Source organism: uncultured Campylobacter sp., assembly GCF_937981295.1.
Taxonomy (GTDB): domain Bacteria; phylum Campylobacterota; class Campylobacteria; order Campylobacterales; family Campylobacteraceae; genus Campylobacter_B.
In genome coordinates, this window is record NZ_CALJPC010000071.1 from 176,418 (window position 1) to 193,032 (window position 16,615).

General features: G+C 40.6%; 13 protein-coding genes. 2 read left to right on the top strand and 11 right to left on the bottom strand.

Going from position 1 to position 16,615, the window contains the following annotated elements; translation table 11 throughout:
• Positions 1-209: 209 nt before the first annotated feature.
• The 7 genes from Q0135_RS06690 to gltX all read right to left on the bottom strand — a co-directional run bounded on the left by Q0135_RS06690 (position 210) and on the right by gltX (position 8,046).
• On the bottom strand, positions 210-941 hold the full coding sequence (locus tag Q0135_RS06690) for a DUF4197 domain-containing protein (RefSeq protein ID WP_297989331.1): 732 nt from the start codon (positions 939-941) through the stop codon (positions 210-212).
• Positions 942-1,424: 483 nt separating this feature from the next.
• A complete protein-coding gene (gene gdhA / locus Q0135_RS06695) occupies positions 1,425-2,783 on the bottom strand; it encodes an NADP-specific glutamate dehydrogenase (protein WP_297989333.1) in 1,359 nt (452 codons plus the stop codon).
• Positions 2,780-3,472 carry an MqnA/MqnD/SBP family protein gene (locus Q0135_RS06700; protein ID WP_297989335.1) on the bottom strand — a complete coding sequence of 231 codons (693 nt, stop codon included), beginning with the start codon at positions 3,470-3,472 and terminating at the stop codon, positions 2,780-2,782. The genes gdhA and Q0135_RS06700 overlap by 4 nt, the downstream gene beginning before the upstream one ends.
• Before the next feature lie 78 nt (positions 3,473-3,550).
• Entirely contained in the window at positions 3,551-3,922 is a 372-nt protein-coding gene (locus Q0135_RS06705; protein WP_297900380.1) for a hypothetical protein, read from the bottom strand.
• Positions 3,915-5,363 (bottom strand): nicotinate phosphoribosyltransferase, encoded by a 1,449-nt coding sequence (locus Q0135_RS06710; protein WP_297989337.1) that lies wholly within the window; start codon positions 5,361-5,363, stop codon positions 3,915-3,917. Before Q0135_RS06710 ends, Q0135_RS06705 begins: the two co-directional genes overlap by 8 nt.
• 45 nt (positions 5,364-5,408) lie before the next feature.
• A complete protein-coding gene (locus Q0135_RS06715) occupies positions 5,409-6,665 on the bottom strand; it encodes a malic enzyme-like NAD(P)-binding protein (protein ID WP_297989339.1) in 1,257 nt (418 codons plus the stop codon).
• 1 nt (position 6,666) lies between these two features.
• Positions 6,667-8,046 carry a glutamate--tRNA ligase gene (gene gltX / locus Q0135_RS06720; RefSeq protein ID WP_297989341.1) on the bottom strand — a complete coding sequence of 460 codons (1,380 nt, stop codon included), beginning with the start codon at positions 8,044-8,046 and terminating at the stop codon, positions 6,667-6,669.
• An 84-nt stretch (positions 8,047-8,130) separates the two neighbouring features.
• Between gltX and Q0135_RS06725 the strand changes: the two genes are divergently transcribed.
• Complete coding sequence (locus tag Q0135_RS06725; protein ID WP_297989343.1) at positions 8,131-9,021, top strand: peptidylprolyl isomerase; 891 nt, start codon at positions 8,131-8,133, stop codon at positions 9,019-9,021.
• 560 nt (positions 9,022-9,581) lie between these two features.
• Complete coding sequence (locus Q0135_RS06730; RefSeq protein ID WP_297989345.1) at positions 9,582-11,192, top strand: CTP synthase; 1,611 nt, start codon at positions 9,582-9,584, stop codon at positions 11,190-11,192.
• A gap of 101 nt (positions 11,193-11,293) precedes the next feature.
• Here the strand turns inward: Q0135_RS06730 and Q0135_RS06735 are convergent, their stop codons facing one another.
• The 4 genes from Q0135_RS06735 to Q0135_RS06750 all read right to left on the bottom strand — a co-directional run bounded on the left by Q0135_RS06735 (position 11,294) and on the right by Q0135_RS06750 (position 16,467).
• Positions 11,294-11,758: a DUF333 domain-containing protein gene (locus tag Q0135_RS06735; RefSeq protein ID WP_297989347.1), complete on the bottom strand. Its 465-nt coding sequence runs from the start codon at positions 11,756-11,758 to the stop codon at positions 11,294-11,296.
• 130 nt (positions 11,759-11,888) lie between these two features.
• Entirely contained in the window at positions 11,889-13,433 is a 1,545-nt protein-coding gene (guaA, locus tag Q0135_RS06740; protein ID WP_146961729.1) for a glutamine-hydrolyzing GMP synthase, read from the bottom strand.
• 208 nt (positions 13,434-13,641) lie between these two features.
• Complete coding sequence (gene nrdG, locus Q0135_RS06745) at positions 13,642-14,190, bottom strand: anaerobic ribonucleoside-triphosphate reductase activating protein (RefSeq protein ID WP_297989350.1); 549 nt, start codon at positions 14,188-14,190, stop codon at positions 13,642-13,644.
• 30 nt (positions 14,191-14,220) lie between these two features.
• Positions 14,221-16,467: an anaerobic ribonucleoside triphosphate reductase gene (locus tag Q0135_RS06750; RefSeq protein ID WP_297989352.1), complete on the bottom strand. Its 2,247-nt coding sequence runs from the start codon at positions 16,465-16,467 to the stop codon at positions 14,221-14,223.
• Positions 16,468-16,615 lie beyond the last annotated feature (148 nt).

The window sequence follows — 16,615 nt, forward strand, 5'->3', positions numbered from 1 at the left end:
CCCGTGCTAAGATTATCGTATAAAGCCAATCTACCACAAGCGCGCAACAAATGAATCTTTAAATTTCACCACGCGCCCGATGATTTGCCGCAAGCAGCTGCTTCGCGCGAGCGGACACTTTGCGCGCAGCTTTAGACTACGCAGGCAGCAGCGCGAAGCAACCGAAAGAGCTATACGGCGAAATTTACGCCAAAGCCTCGCCGCGAGCTTTATTTCAGCACCTTGCCTAAAATCCCGGCACCTTTGCCGACGGCGCTGCCGCGAAGCGCGCTTTCTTTTTCCCTCATTACCGCAAACAGCCCGTCCAGCGTCTTTTGCGTTATGTAATCGTTCAAATCCTCGCCCTGCTTAGGCAGATACTCGCTCGCACCCAGCCCGCGCGCGATGTTTTGCACCGCTTCATTGCCCGCGATCTTATTTTGCGCGAAGGAATTTAGCCCGTTATACGCCGTCGCGAAGCTGTTTTTGCTCATCATATCGCTTACGATCGGTCTAAAAACCGCCCGCAGCTTCGCGCCCGATTTGCTCTGCAAATACTCGCTAAGCGCCGTGTCGCCGCCGCCGATGAGCTTTTTAACGTCGGCATCGCTCATAGATTTCAGATCTTGCAAAAATATCTTGCTCGCACCGCTCACCGCCTTGGTAGCAGCATCGTTCATACTCACGACGAGCTCGCGCTCCCATTTATCGCCGCCCACCTTTCTCGCAAGCTTCGCAGCCGCCTTAAGCGAAGGAGGAAGCTCGATCTTGGCGGTCTTGCTGTGGATGTAGCCCCTAGCGAGCTCGGCTACGGCGCGATTCGTAGCCGAGGCAAGCAGGTCTTTGTAGTTTCCGCTCTGAGTCGCACCGAGCACGTCTGCGCCCTGCTTTAGGATATCCGTTACGTCCGCATGCGCAAGCGACAGCGACGCGGCGGCTAGTAAAACCATAAATTTTTTCATATTGCAACCTTTGGATAAAATTTGCGCCATTATGCCAAAATGCGGTAAACGCTCAGCCCGTGTTCGGTTTAAATTTACGCGCTGCGCGGGCGAGCTGAGATAAAATTTTAGGCTAAATTTAAAGCGGATTCGGGGTTAAATTTTAAGCGTCAAATTTCAAAGCTAAATTTAACGGGCAAAATTTACCCGCAAAATTTAAAGATAAAATTTGGCGGCGGCGGACTTTGCGCGCTTGTAATTAAATTTAAAAGCGGCACCATGACGACTTAAAATTTTAAAACCGTATTGCTTGGCACTATTTAAATTTACGCAGCACGCACGATGCCAACGCAAGACGCACAAAGCAAATTATAGCGATGAGCGGCATATCCTCAGCGCAAACGATTGAAATTTTATCAAACCCACCGTAGTTCAAAGGCTCGCCGTAAATTTAAAGAGCTTAAATTTGAAAGCGAGCTGCGGCTTTGGGCACGATAAGCAGGTCTAAACCAGCCCTTGATCCAACATCGCGTCGGCTACGCGGCGAAAGCCCGCGATATTCGAGCCCAGCACGAGATTGCCCTCCGCGCCGAATTCCTTCGAAGTCTCGTAGCTGGTGCGAAATATGTGACGCATGATCTCGCGCAGCTTGCCATCGACCTGTTCGAAGCTCCACGACGCCATCTGCGCGTTTTGCGCCATCTCAAGCCCGCTCGTAGCCACGCCTCCCGCATTCGCCGCCTTCGCAGGACCGAAAAGAAGGTCTTTTTGTGAGAGCATAAAATCGACCGCTTCAAGCGTGCTGGGCATATTCGCGCCCTCGCAAACCATGCGACATCCGTTGGCATAGAGAGTCTTTACGTCTTGTAGATTAAGCTCGTTTTGCGTGGCGCTCGGAAACGCCGCGTCGCACGGCACGCTCCACACACCGTTGCGGCCTGCGGGATAGGCGCTTACGGGGGTAAATTTTGCGCCGGGGCGCTCCTTGATATATTCGCAAAGCCCCACGCGCAGCTGCTCTTTTAGCTTTTTAAGAAGCATTACGTCGATTCCTTCGGCGTCATAAATAAAGCCCGTAGAATCGCTCACGGTGACGGGCTTAGCCTGCATTTGATAGAGCTTTTCGGCTGTGTAGATCGCAACGTTGCCGGCGCCTGAGATCGTGCAAATTTTGCCGTGCAGCGAATCGCCTCTGGTAGCGAGCATCTCGTTTGCAAAATAGACCGATCCGTAGCCCGTAGCCTCGGTGCGCGCAAGACTACCGCCCCAGCTTAGCCCCTTGCCCGTAAGAGCGCCGTCGAATCTGCGGGTGAGCTTTTTATACGCGCCGTACATATAGCCGATCTCGCGACCGCCCACGCCGATGTCGCCCGCAGGCACGTCGGTATTGGAGCTGATTAGGCGGTGAAGCTCTAACATAAAAGCTTGACAAAATCTCATAATCTCGCCGTCGCTCTTGCCCTTGGGATCGAAATTGGCGCCGCCTTTTGCGCCGCCGATATTAAGACCCGTGAGGGAATTTTTAAAAATTTGCTCAAACCCTAAAAATTTTAAAACGCCCAAATTTACGCTCGGATGAAAGCGCAGACCGCCTTTGTAAGGACCCAGAGCGGAATTGAACTCTATGCGATATCCCGTATGCACGCAGGGCTCGCCGCCGTCGCTCATATAGACGACGCGAAACATCATCGTGCGCTCGGGCGCCAAAATACGCTCTAAAATTTTATTTTTCACGTATCGTTCATCGCGCTTTAGAAGCGGTATGAGCGAGTATAAAATCTCGGTCGATGCCTGGATAAAGACCTCCTGGCCGGGATTGGCGCGCTTTAAATTTAGCAGCAAGCCGTCGATGTAAGATTTCATAGTTCCTCCTTTTGAACCGGATTAAATTTTAATTTTTTGGCTTTAGCGATAAATTTTTTCAGCGCCAGCTCCTCGCGAACGCCGATCTCATAGCCTATAAATTTCAGATAATTTAAAATTTCACGCTCTTTTATGTCACGCGAAAAGGCGTAGCTTTGCAGAATATATCTTGGAATTTTAATGCGCGATCGTAAAAATTTCGTCGCCAGGCGCGAGTAAGCCTTATCGTTTTTCACGCAGCACAGCCGCCCGAAAACGAAAGGTAGGCCCGTGCGCTGCTGCCAAATTTCGCCCAGATCGTAGAATTTATCCCTACCCTGCGAAAGTAGCGCCTTTAGAGCGTTATCGCCGATTAGCACCTCACCGCTAAGATCCAGCACGTGAGCTAACATATTTGAGCTCATTGACGCGGGATCGAGTCTGGGCGCCGAGTTTTTGCGCACGAGCACGCTTAACACTTCGCGCTTTGCGACGATTCCCAAAGGCAGTTTGCGGTATTTTGCGCGGCGGCTTTCGATGCTGGAGATTACCGCGGCGTCTATGCGCCTAAAATAAAGATCGGCGCAGAGTTTGCTCGGCACCCCTTTTTTAAATTCTATCGATTTTTTAACATAAGACGGCAGCGGAAGGGATTTTAAAAATACGTGAAAAGGGAGCAAATTTAGATAATCGATTTTGCCTAATAACATAACTTTCTCCGAATTTAGCGCAGGAAAAGAGGTTAAATTCCGGCGCTAAATCGGAATTTAACCAAAAAATTTCAGGATTTATTTGACCTCGGTGATCGGGATGGATTTGTATTTACTAAACTCCACTATGCCCTCGCCTTTTTTGAAGTGGATGCTCACTCCGTCCTTATTCTCCATATAGATGCCGTCGGCAGCGCGGTCGCGCTTGAGGTCGTAGCTTTTGCCGCTATCGTCCTTTAACACGGCGGTATTGAAATCGTCGTTTGAGCTAAGCGAAAGCTTTTTGCCCTTGTCATCAACGAAATAGAAGGTCTTTGCGTTCTCTTGAGTTATGGTTTTTTCGCTCTGTGCTTGCTTATTCATAGCGCTATCCGGGGATTGGCGGAGCTGGTTTGAGCCGCATCCTAGCAAAACTAACGCCAAAGCGGCGCACGATAGAACTTTAAACATATTTCTCCTTTAAATTTAGGTTACACTCGTTGATGAGTGATTTTCGGATATCCCAAAGCTTTTGAGAGAGATCCACTTTGTAGCTTTGCGGATGGACGTTGCGAAGGTGCTCGAGCCAAAATTTGCTCTTTTGCTCCTTGCTAAAACGCGCGATCTCACTTACCGTGCGGCGCACACCTACGAATTTGCCATCCTTGAAAACGGAACGTAAGAGCTTATGCGTGCTGAAATTCGTTAAAATTTTACGCTTGTAGGTGTAAAGAGGGTGAAAAATTTCAAGCGGCGCGCTCTCATCTATGCTCTCTCCATCAAGCGTGATCAGATCGGCAAGCGCCATGCCGTTATCTTTGTCGTAGAGTCTAAAGACCTGCTTATAGCCGGGATTATTGATCTTGCGCGGATCGTTTGAAATTTTGATCTTAGCTATGATCTCGCCATCTTTTTCGATACCGCTTAGCTTATACACGCCGCCTAGACTCGAACTATCTCCGCCCGTAATAAGCCTAGTGCCGATCCCCCAGTTGTCGATTTTGGCGTCGAAAAGCTTAAGCTGATCGATCGCGTATTCGTCTAGATCATTCGACGCGGTGATCTTTGCGTCATTAAAGCCCGCAGCGTCGAGCATCTTACGCGCCTGTTTGGTCAGATACTCCAGATCGCCCGAATCTATGCGGATTCCAAGCGGCTCATGACCGCTCGCGCGAAGCTCTTTAAAAACCTTGATCGCATTCGGCACGCCGCTTGCGAGAGTATCGTAGGTATCGACAAGCAAAAGCGTGCTGTTCGGATAAATTTTAGCGTAGGCGCGAAACGCCTCCAGCTCGCTATCAAAGCTCTGAATCCAAGAGTGCGAGTGGGTGCCGATCGCGGGGACGCCGAATTTCTTTGCGGCGAGCACGTTTGACGTGGCACTGCAGCCGCCTATAATCGCAGCTTTTGCGCCGTAGATGCCCGCACTTCGCCCCTGCGCGCGGCGCAAGCCAAACTCCATCACCAAATCGCCTTTGGCGCTAAAGTTTATACGCGAACTTTTCGTGGCGACTAGAGTTTGGAAATTTATCGTGTTTAAAATCGCCGTCTCGATGAGCTGAGCCTCCATGATATTTGCCTTGACGCGAATTAGCGGCTCGTGCGGAAATACGATCTGCCCCTCATCCATGGCGTAAATTTCGCCGCTAAATTTAAAGCCTCTTAGAAATTCCAAAAATTCAGGCTTAAAGAAATTTAGACTTTTTAGATATGCGATGTCGTCGTCGCTAAATTTTAAGTTTTCGATATAATCCACAACCTCGTTTAAGCCGCAAAATATCGCGTAACCGCCGCCGCTTGGGTTTTTACGATAAAAAACGTCAAAAACCGCCGTCTGATCGGGCTTTGTAAAAAAATAGCCCTGCATCATACTAAGCTGATAAAAATCGGTAAGTAAAGCCAAATCTTTCATTTACGCCTCTTAAAATTTAATCTCGCCTCGTGCTAGAGCAAAAAATCATAGCTTTTTAGCTTCCAGGCTCTTTTTATAAGTCTCAGCGTCGAAGCCTTTGACGCGAGCGACGCCGTCATCTACCGCAGCTTTTGCGACGGCCGTCGAGATCACGGCAAATACGCGCGGATCGAAAGGATTTGGGATCACGTAGTCTTTGCCGAATTTCAAGCTATCCTTGCCCAGCATCTTGCGGATTTCCGCAGGAACCTCTTCGCGAGCAAGATCTGCCATCGCGCGAGCGGCCGCAATTTTCATATTTTCGGTAATCTTTTTGGCTCTTACGTCAAGCGCGCCACGGAAGATATACGGAAAGCCCAAAACGTTATTGATCTGATTTGCGAAGTCGCTTCTGCCGGTACCTACGATCGCGTCGTTTCGTACTTCCTCGACCTCGCTTGGATAAATTTCGGGTACCGGATTTGCAAGCGCAAAAATGATCGGATGCGGCGCCATAGTACTTACCATCTCTTTGGTTAAAACGCCCGGCTTGCTAAGGCCCAAAAACATATCCGCGCCCTTCATCGCGTCCTCTAGCGTGCGATCTGCGGTATCTAGGGCAAATTCTTTCTTTTGCTCGGTAAGATCGGTGCGACCCTTGTGGATCACCCCTTTGGAATCGAGCATTATGATATGTTTGGCGCCTAAATTACGATACATCTTTGCACACGCTATGCCAGCAGCGCCCGAGCCGCTAACTACGATCTTCATATCCTCGATCTTTTTGCCGCTGATGAGGGCTGCATTGATTAGCCCTGCGCCCGTAATCATAGCGGTGCCATGTTGATCGTCGTGCATGACTGGGATATCGACGGATTTTTGTAGCTCGCGCTCAATCTCGAAGCACTCGGGAGCTTTAATATCCTCTAAATTTATACCGCCGAACGTAGGCGCAAGCGCTTTGCAAATTTCAATTATCTTTTTAGGATCTTTTTCGTCGATCTCGATATCGAAGGCATCAACGCCGCCGAATTTTTTAAACAAAACCGCCTTGCCCTCCATTACGGGCTTTCCGGCGATCGCGCCGATATCACCAAGCCCCAAAACTGCCGTGCCGTTAGTGATAACAGCTACGAGATTGGCTTTATTAGTGTATTTAAACGCAGCCTCGTGATCACTTTCGATCACTTTACAAGGCTCCGCGACGCCCGGCGTATATGCAAGCGCCAAATCCTCCGCCGTAGCGCACGGGGTTTTTACATTCGTTCCGATTTTACCGCCTATGTGGTACTTCAAAGCCGCTTCAACGTTTACTTTAGCCATTTTATAATCCTTTTTTGATTAAATTTGAAATTCTCGTTTTAACTTCGTCGCTTCCTAAAATTTCACAAATTTCAAAAATCGACGGACTTACGCTTCCCCCCGTGATCGCAACGCGCAGCGGCTGGGCAAGATCCTTTAGCTTGGCGCCGTTTGCGTCCAAAAACCCCATCGTCTCCTCCTCGCACTCCTTTGCGTTTAAATTTGCGCTTAGAGTATCCGAAAATTTTGCGAGTAAGCTTAGCGAACTTTCGGTTACAAATTTCTTATACGCCTTCTCGTCATAGCAGCTCGGGCGATTTAGAAGAATTTTAATGCCCTCGGCCATCTCCACTAACGTCTTTGCGCGCTGTTTGTACTGCTGGGCGATGAGATGTTTTTTCGCGTGCGAGCGGATATCGACGCCGAATTCCACAAGCTGCGTGGCAAGCTCATCATCGCCCGAGTTTTTAATATAATGTGCGTTTAGCCACTCAAGTTTGGTTTGATTGAAGGTGCTGGAGCTCTTGCTGATATGGTTAGGATCAAAGTATCGCTTCATCTCCTCCATGCTAAAAATTTCATCATCCCCGTGGCTCCAGCCCAGACGTACTAAGAAATTTAGCAGAGCTTGCGGCAGATAACCCATGCGCTTATACTCCATCACGTCGGTAGCGCCGTGGCGTTTGCTCAGCTTGCTGCCGTCGGTGCCGTTGATCATCGCGACGTGGTAAAATTTAGGGATTTTAAAGCCTAGCGCATTATACAGCACGATCTGCTTCGGGGTGTTGCTTAGATGATCGTCGCCGCGGATCACGTCTGTGACGCCCATCAGCGCGTCGTCTATCACGACCGTGAAGTTATACGTAGGCGTGCCGTCGCTTCTAGCGATGATGAAATCGTCCAAAATATCGGCGGCATTAAATTTTATCTCGCCCTTGATGCCGTCGTTAAATTCTATCATGCCGCTAAGCGGGGCTTTTATACGCACTACAGGCTCGATCCCAGCAGGCGGCGTGCCGGTAAAGTCGCGATAGCGATTATCGTAGCGCGGGCGCTCTTTGCGAGCTTCCTGCTGCGCGCGCAGCTCGTCCAGCTCATCCTTGCTCATATAGCATCTGTATGCCTTGCCCTCATCTAGCAGCTTTTGGACATATTGTTTGTAAAGATCGAAGCGTGAGCTTTGATACACGATCTGCCCGTCATAGTCCAGATTGCACCACTTAAAGGCTTCCTCGATCGCCTTAGCAGCCTCCTGCGAATTGCGCTTCAGATCAGTGTCCTCGATGCGCAGCAGGAATTTGCCGCCGTTTGCTCTAGCGTAAAGATAACTAAAAAGCGCCGTTCTAAGTCCGCCGATATGTAAATATCCCGTAGGACTCGGCGCAAAACGAGTTACTATCATAAAATTCCTTTGCAAAAATTACCATTTAATGTTATAATCGCGATCTTGTAATTATAAAGCAAAAAGACTAAATAAAGGTTAAAAATGATAAAGAAACTGCTTTTTTCCGCAATGATCTGTGCTGTTTGTGCAAATGCCGAAGTAGTAAACGGCGTCATCGCCGTGGTAGATAATGAGCCCATCACCGGCTACGAACTAGCCAAAGTTCAAAAACTAACGGGCGCTTCACCGCAAGCCGCGATGGAAATTTTAATCGGGCAAAAGCTTCAACAATCCGAGATTAAACGCCGCGGCATCGCGGTAAATGACGCGGAGATCGACGCGAGGCTCAAAGCGATCGCCGATCAAAATAGGCTTAGCTTAGACCAACTCAAAACCGCTGTGCAAAAGCAAGGCATGAACTACGATGACTTTAAAGCAAATGTCCGCCGCACACTGCTTGAAGAAAAGCTCTACGGTTCGATCTTTTCTGAAGTGCAGCACCGCACGACCCCTGAAAATGTCAAAAAATTCTATAGCCAAAATAGTTCATTATTCACGACTTTCGACAGCATCACGCTCACCCGCTATATCGCAAAATCGCAAGCTCCGCTCGATAAGATCCGCGCAAATCCGAAGCTCCGTCCGAGCGATGTTTACGTGATGCAAGGAACCCTAAAAGCAAACCAAATGGATGAGGGGCTCAAATACATCGTCACGAACGTCGAACAGGGCAAATTCTCGCCGATCATTCCTACACGCAACGGATATGAGATGTTTTATGTAAATGACAAAAAAGGGCTTCGTACACTTGATTTTGACAGCGTGCAAGAAAAGGCGATCGAAGGTTACGTGACCTCTGAGCGCAAAAAAGCGATCACCGAGTTCAACGATAGGCTCCGCTCAAATGCCAATATCCGAATCATCGAGCGCCCGCAGGCAAAAGCGCAAGGCGCAAAAACCGCTCCGAAAGTTAAAGTGCAAAAAAGGCAGTAAATTTTAAAATCCGATGCCGCGTTAAATTTAATCGGAATTTTAAGATATGCTATCGCGAGAAAATATAAATTAGCAGCCTTAATGGCATTCAGTTTTAATAAGAATTCTAAAAACGTGAAATTTAGTTCAAATTTTAAAGGTGCCTAGCGATAATAATCAGTGATTTTACCGAGTTTGTAAGTAAATGACGGTATAATTTGTTGAGATTTTAAAACTTTTAGAAAAATCTTTAATTACCAAGATTTATATAAATTTCTATATCCGATATCTACTTCAATACCGACTTACGAATTAACTACCAATCTAAGCGTTAAAACTCTCATTTACTCTATGCTTTGATATAAAAATTATTGGCAAACGCAATAAAAATTTAAAATTAATATATTTGTTTAGAGACTATATATTTAAAGTTTAGAAAGATGTTTTGAAGTAAAAAAATATCAATATTTGTTAGATAAAAAAAGTTATTGAACAATATTTAAAGAGTAAAATGATATTTCAGTAAATTGCCAAAAATAAATAAAAATTAATATATATGTGAAACAAAATTAGGAGGAAAAATGGATAAACAAAGTACAACAAAATATATTTTTGTTACAGGTGGAGTTGTTTCATCGCTTGGAAAAGGGATTGTGGCTTCTTCATTAGGAAGACTATTAAAGGAGCGGGGATATAAAGTTACAATCCAAAAATTTGATCCATATATAAATGTGGATCCAGGAACTATGAGCCCTTATCAGCATGGGGAAGTTTTTGTTACAGAGGATGGAGCAGAAACTGACTTGGATTTGGGGCATTATGAAAGATTTATCAATGAAAATCTGACAAAATATAATAATTTGACAACAGGAAAAATTATGTCAAAAATTATTGCAAAAGAACGTCGTGGAGAGTTTCTAGGTGGAACAGTACAAACAGTACCTCACGTGACAGATGAAATTAAGTATAATGTTATAAAAGCAGCTGAAGAAAATAATTCTGACATTGTAATTACTGAAATTGGTGGAACTATTGGAGATATAGAAAGCGATCCGTTTATTGAAGCAATTCGTCAATTAAAGAGAGAAGTTGGAAGAGAAAATATCGCTTATATTCACGTAACATTGTTGCCATATTTAAAAGCAGCAGGAGAATTAAAGACAAAACCTACACAACATAGTGTAAAAATGCTTCAAGGGCTTGGAATCTCGCCAGATGTAATTGTAGTGAGAAGTGAACATCCTGTTGATGAAAATATTAAGAAAAAAATCTCGCTTTTCTGTGATATTGATGAAGAGGCGGTTATTGAATCACTTGATGCTAAAAGTCTTTATGAAATACCATTAACTATGGAAAAATTAGGACTTGCCGATGTAATTTGTAAACATTTTAAAATAAAAAATGAAAAACCATTGCTAAAAGAATGGACTAATATGGTTGAAAAATTCAAAAATCCTAAAAAGCTTGTAAAAGTAGCAGTTGTTGGAAAATATATTGAATTAAAGGATGCCTATATAAGTATTCATGAATCAATAGAACATGCTGGATTTAATCTTGATACAAAAGTTGAAATTGATTATTTCAAGGCTGGAGAATTTGATGTGAGAAAATTGGCAGATTATGATGGAATTCTAGTGCCAGGAGGATTTGGTGACAGGGGAATTGATGGAAAAGTTGAAGCAATTAAATTTGCAAGAGAAAATAATATTCCATTTTTTGGAATTTGTCTTGGAATGCAAATGGCTTGTGTGGAATTTGCAAGAAACGTGCTTGGTTATAAAGATGCTACTTCTACAGAATTTGATAAGGACACAGATTATCCAGTTATCAGCCTTATGGAAGAGCAAAAAGGGCTTAAAGATATGGGAGGAACAATGCGTCTAGGAGCATATCCTTGTGTATTGAAGGAAGATAGCTTAGCTGCAGAAGTTTATGGAAAAACTGAAATTGCTGAAAGACATAGACATAGATATGAATTTAATAATGCCTACAGAGAAGAATTTGAAAAAGCAGGAATGGACATTGTAGGATTATCTCCAGATGGAAATTATGTAGAAGTAATCGAAATAAAGGATCACCCATATTTCATAGCTTCACAATACCATCCAGAATTTAAGAGCCGTCCAAACCGTCCTCATCCATTATTTACAGGATGGATAAAAGCGGCATTGAAAAAACAAAGTGAAAAATAAGAAATTGAAATATGGTAACAAGGGGATAAAGAGCCCCTTGTTTTATAAAAAAATGGCAAATTAAAAAACTTGCCATCTTTTAGTTAATAAATTTAAATTAATTAATTATTTTCTCTATAATAATCCCATTCATCAACTTTTGTACCGTTATTAAATCTACATACCCCTCTTTCATTTCCATTTTTATCTTTTTCAGTAACAGATTTTCCACCTTTATCAACACAGAATTTTGAAGCTGGATTTGGCATTCCAATTACTGCTGCTTCAGTATTTCTTGGGGTATTATGTTGTCTATAGTATTCCCATTCTTCTACAGCTGTGCCATCTTTTAACATACAAACTCCATAATCACCTTTACTACTTTTTACAATAATAGATTTTCCACCTTGTTTTGCACAATAGTCAGAAGCTGGATTTGATGATGTTACTTTTGAAAGTGCTGGAACTGTTGCTGCTGGTTTATTATCATCATTATTTTTCTTTTTAAAGAATCTAAAGCTTGCTGACATTCCAGAAATAGACATAATGACCATCATTGCACTTACTGTAATTTTTAAATTTTTCATTTTTATATCTCCTTTTTACTCTTATTGTTTTATTTATACCACAAAAAATTTAGTTTTTAGAATGCCTAAAATTAATTTGATATTAATTTTTTGTTTGTATGATAAAATTTTATTTTAATTATAAATTAGATTATTCCCACTCAATTGTTCCAGGTGGTTTAGAAGAAATATCATAAACAATTCTATTGATTCCATTTACTTTGTTTATAATCTTGTTTGACACTTCTTCCAAAAATTCATAAGGCAATTTTGACCAAGTGGCTGTCATAAAGTCGATTGTATTTACTGAACGAATAGCGGCTACAAATTCATAAGTTCTTTGATCTCCCATTACTCCGACTGTTTTTACAGGTAACAATGTTACAAATGCTTGATCTACTTTATCATAAAGTCCTTTTTCCATTAATTCAGTAATAAAAATATCATCGGCTTCCTGAAGGATTTTTACTTTGTCAGGTGTTACTTCTCCAATTACACGGATTCCAAGTCCTGGACCTGGGAATGGATGTCTTTTTATAATTGTGTCAGGAAGTCCAAGCTCGTGTCCTACCTTTCTAACTTCATCTTTAAACAATTCCTTTAAAGGTTCCAATAATTCAAATTGCAAGTCTTCTGGCAATCCTCCAACATTGTGGTGAGATTTTATTGTGTGGGAAGGTCCTTTTATAGACTGAGATTCAATAACATCTGGATAAATTGTTCCCTGTGCCAAAAATTTTGCACCTTCTTGACCTTTAAGTTTTCTAATTTCTTCGTTAAATACTTCGATAAATTCATTTCCAATAATTTTTCTTTTGGCTTCAGGTTCATCTACACCTTTTAATTTATTTAGAAATCTGTCTTTTGCATCAACAAATACAATATTCAAGTCAAAATGTTCTTTATAATATTCCAATACTTTTTTTCCTTCATCTTTTCTCAAAAGTCCAGTATCTACAAACATGCAAGTAAGCTGATGTCCAATTGCATTGTTAATAAGAACTGCGGCAACTGATGAATCTACACCTCCAGAAAGTGCAAGAAGCACGTGTTCATCTCCAACAGTTTCTTTTATAAATTTTGTCTTTTCAGCAATAAAACTTGAAATTTTCCAATTTTTTTCACATTTACAAATGTTAAATACAAAATTTTCCAAAATTTGAGTTCCACATTCAGAATGAACTACTTCTGGATGGAATTGTAATGCGTAAATTCCATTATTATTTGTAATTGCAGCAATTGATGAATCGGTTTTTGCAATTACTTCAAAATCTTTTGGCAATTCTGTGATGTGGTCATTGTGGCTCATCCAGATGTTAGAAGATTTTTTGACTCCTATGAACAATGGATTATCATTGTTTTTTACTTCCAATACAGCCTTTCCAAATTCTCTCGAATCAGCCTTTTCAACTTTTCCGCCATTCAAATGTGTAATTAGCTGCATTCCGTAACAGATTCCCAAGATAGGAAGATTTAGGTTAAATACTTCAGGATTTACAGTTGGAGCATCTTTTTCGTAAACTGAGGCAGGTCCTCCAGAAAATATAATCCCTTTTACCTTTTCTTTCCCAGTTTTTATTTTTTCAATATCAATTAAAGGCACAATTTCACAATAAACTTCCATTTCTCTAATTCTTCTAGCAATTAGCTGGCTATATTGTGAACCAAAATCGATAATAATAATTTTTTCCTTCACTTTTCACCTCTATATATTAAATTTTTTTATAAAACATAATTGTACATAAATATTTTATCATTATTTTTAAGTTTTTTCTATATATTTTTACATTAATTTTTCTTTTGATATGAGAATATGAAATGTTTTTTGGGTAAAATTTTATAAAAAAAATAGACTTATTCGTTAATTAATTTAAAATATGTATTTATAAAATTATCAAATAAATCTATTTAATAAAAAAATCTTCTTTTTTTATAATTCTTTGATTACTGCTTCCCCTAAATTTTATTTTCGGATCATAAAGCTCTTTTACAAATCGCCCATCAACTAGCACATCTACATACTCAAGGCATTTCTTTCGTAAATCATCACAACGAATCTGTTCAATCGTATAACCCGTATAAAGCCATATATTCTTTCCTGTCTTTTCCTTCAAGAACTTCAATACTTTTAACATATCTGTTGGATTAAAGAGGGGATCGCCACCGCTTATTGTAATTCCATCAAGCAGAGTATTTTCATTTATTTCATTGGCAATTTTTTCTAAAATTTCATAAGTTAGAGTATTTCCGTGATTTGGATTCCATGAATACTCGTTATGGCACCCAGGGCAGGCATGAGAACAGCCAGCAAAGTAAAGTGAATAACGAAGACCGACACCGTCAACGATTGTTTCCTTGTAAGTTGTTAAGATTTTCAATGTAAAATCATTTTTTGGAGTTTTTGAAAAATTTTTTTCTAAAATTTTTTCTTTTTCTGTCTTTAGTTTATTCACTTTAAATTACCTCACTGTTATATAATATATTTATTTTATACCGTGTTTTACCCTGTCGTGTTCTTCGGCTTGCTTAGCGCTATTCCAGCTGTCTAAATCTCCTGTCAGATAGCCTGTTATTCTTCTAATTCTAGAAATATTATGACTTCCGCAAATTGGGCATTTATCATAAATTATTGCTTCTGTTCCGCAATCTCTGCATCTGTCAACTGGATGATTTATTGAACCATAACCAATTCCAGAGTCCTTCATAACTTTTACAATTTTTAACATAACACCCATATTTTTTCGTGCTTCCCCATCTAATTCCACATAGGTAATATGTCCACCTTTTGTCAATTTATGAAATGGAGCTTCCTTTCTAATTTTATCAAAAAGGCTAATTTCCTTTTTTACATCAATATGAAATGAATTTACATAATAATCCCTATCTGTGACATTTTTAATTACTCCAAATTCATCTCTATCAATACGTAAAAATCTTCCTGCCAAACTTTCTGCCGGAGTTGCCAAAATTGAATAATTCAAATGATACTTATCTCTAAATTCATCTGCAACTGCACCCATTTTTTCAATCGTATCATAAAGCACCTTATAAGCAACTTCACTTGTTCCGTGTTCTGCATCAAATAAAGCATACATCGCATTTGCCCCTCCAACAAAACCAATTGAAAGAGAACCTGTATTTATCGCATCTCCAACTTCATCATTTCCATCTTTTTCTCCAAGCCCTTTCCATAAATTATTGCTTCTCATAAATGGAAATTGTTTTGCCAAAGCTGTTCTTTGGAAATTGTAACGTTCATAAAGTTGATCTCCAACTAAATATGTTGCTTCAAGCACTCTTTTTTGAAATTCTTCTGTTAAAAGTTCAACTTTTTTATTATTTTTTTCTTCTTCATTCGCAAATTTTCCATCTTTTTCCATTTCTGTAATCTCTTTTTCTACATTTTTTCTAGTCAAAATCGCAATTCTAGGGAAATTAATACTTGTAAAGGACAAATTACCACGTCCAAGGCTAGTTTTTTCACCATTTACATTTTCAAATACACGTGTTCGGCAACCCATTGTTGCGATTTCATATTTGTATCTTTCTGGATCATCCATTCTCCATTTTTCGTGTCTGTTAAATTCAGAATCCAGAAATACAAAGTTTGGAAATAATCTTCTGCTTGAAGTTTCACAAGACAATAATAACAAGTCAAAATTTGGTGTTTCAAAAAGTGATTTTTTATTTTCTGAATTATCGTCATAAGAAATTTTTTGTTTTTTTACAGTTTCCAAAATTCCATCAAAGTCGCTTCTAGCTAGTTCATAGTCATTGTCAGAATAATTAAGCCCTTCCTTTACCTTAAAAATTTGTATCGGAAAAATTGGAGTTTCATTTTTACCGAGTCCGCTTGATGTCGCCTTTAATAATTCACGGATAACCATTCTACCTTCTTCTGAGGTGTCAGTTCCATAATTTATTGAAGAAAAGACAACTTGATTTCCACCACGAGAGTGCATTGTGTTCAAATTATGTAAAAATCCTTCCATTGCTTGATAAGTTTCATTTTGAGTATCATCATAAGCCTCAACTAGCAATTTAATTAAATCATCTCTATTTATTTTAAAGTATTCTTCCAGTAATTTGATTTCATTTTCATTGCATTTAATTGAAGAAACATTTTTTTTCAAAAATTCTTTAGCATTTTTTTCATATTCTTGTGTAATTTCCACTCCATTTTTTATTTCTACGAAGCTCAAAATTCTTCTTTTCAAGTGACGTCTAAACGATTTTAGCACACCTTTTGCCATATAGAAGTCAAATGCCGGTATTGCTTGTCCACCATGCTGTTCATTTTGATTTGTTTGAAAAATAATGGTAGCAAGTGTTGCATAAGTGGAAATACTTTGTGCTTCCCTAATGTAACCATGCTTAGTATAAAAACCATTTTCAAACATATCTGCCAAGTCATATTGCAGGCAAGTTGTAGTTTTACTGGAATAAAAATCCAAATCGTGAATATGAATAAGCCCTTTTTCATGAGCTTTTTTGAATCTTGGTGAAACTAAATTTTCCAAAGCGTAAATTTTTGATACTTCACTTGCAAATTTCATCATTTGTCCCGCTGGTGTCATTGAAGACATATTAGCATTTTCATTGCAAGTATCGTTGCTTTCAACATTCACTATTCCTGCTATTATATTTTTTAAATTTTCTGTTAATTGTGGTTGCATTTTTATTCCTCCCTTATTTTTACTTTCATACTTTTCCACTTTTCTGCAAACCATCAATTTCCCTTATCCCTCTAAACATATCTAATTCATTCAGGTTTTTTTACCTAAAACACTATATATTGTTTTTATAACATAATGATAACACAATATTTTGTGTTTTTCAAGTTTCATAAAAAAAATATATAATTCCATAATTCCCCAT

Coding starts and splice junctions, on each gene's coding strand:
- Q0135_RS06715 (WP_297989339.1), bottom strand. CDS start 6,665: ATGGCTAAAGTAAACGTTGAAGCGGCTTTGAAGTACCACATAGGCGGT.
- Q0135_RS06730 (WP_297989345.1), top strand. CDS start 9,582: ATGGATAAACAAAGTACAACAAAATATATTTTTGTTACAGGTGGAGTT.
- Q0135_RS06750 (WP_297989352.1), bottom strand. CDS start 16,467: ATGGTTTGCAGAAAAGTGGAAAAGTATGAAAGTAAAAATAAGGGAGGA.
- gdhA (WP_297989333.1), bottom strand. CDS start 2,783: ATGAAATCTTACATCGACGGCTTGCTGCTAAATTTAAAGCGCGCCAAT.
- Q0135_RS06690 (WP_297989331.1), bottom strand. CDS start 941: ATGAAAAAATTTATGGTTTTACTAGCCGCCGCGTCGCTGTCGCTTGCG.
- gltX (WP_297989341.1), bottom strand. CDS start 8,046: ATGATAGTAACTCGTTTTGCGCCGAGTCCTACGGGATATTTACATATC.
- Q0135_RS06710 (WP_297989337.1), bottom strand. CDS start 5,363: ATGAAAGATTTGGCTTTACTTACCGATTTTTATCAGCTTAGTATGATG.
- Q0135_RS06705 (WP_297900380.1), bottom strand. CDS start 3,922: ATGTTTAAAGTTCTATCGTGCGCCGCTTTGGCGTTAGTTTTGCTAGGA.
- Q0135_RS06700 (WP_297989335.1), bottom strand. CDS start 3,472: ATGTTATTAGGCAAAATCGATTATCTAAATTTGCTCCCTTTTCACGTA.
- Q0135_RS06735 (WP_297989347.1), bottom strand. CDS start 11,758: ATGAAAAATTTAAAAATTACAGTAAGTGCAATGATGGTCATTATGTCT.
- Q0135_RS06725 (WP_297989343.1), top strand. CDS start 8,131: ATGATAAAGAAACTGCTTTTTTCCGCAATGATCTGTGCTGTTTGTGCA.